The following is a 388-nucleotide window of genomic DNA, read 5'->3' as shown; positions in this document are numbered from 1 at the left end:
CACCGTCGCTTCCTACAGTCGCTCGCGTCCGGGTGGGGGATCGCCTCGATCACCACGAAAGCCTGTGCCCAGGGGTGGTCGTCGGTCAGGGTCAGATGCACTCGCGCGGCCATGCCATGCGGGACCAGCGCGTCAAGTGCCGCCTGCGCGCCGCCCGACAGCGCCAGCGTCGGCGCGCCGGAGGGGGCGTTGACGACGCCGATGTCCTTCATGAACACGCCGCGTTTGAAACCGGTGCCGACCGCCTTGGAGAACGCCTCCTTGGCCGCGAACCGTTTCGCCAGCGTACCCGCTTTGGTGAACGGCCGCCGCGCCGCCTTCGCCCGCTCCGCGTCGGTGAACACCCGCGCCTCGAACCGTTCCCCGAACCGCTCGATCGAAAGGGCGA

The 388-nt window shown here is 69.8% G+C and carries 1 protein-coding gene; it reads right to left on the bottom strand.

Annotated features, from left to right (window positions below; all coding sequences use genetic code 11):
• Nucleotides 1–388 (bottom strand): holo-ACP synthase (gene acpS / locus AC0IYH_RS29715; RefSeq protein WP_471837661.1); only part of this gene is annotated, 388 nt, incomplete at both ends.

Source organism: Pseudomonas sp. AC463 (genome assembly GCF_979253585.1).
The sequence above is the reverse complement of the archived record's forward strand: the minus strand, read 5'-3'. Positions and strand labels throughout refer to the sequence as shown.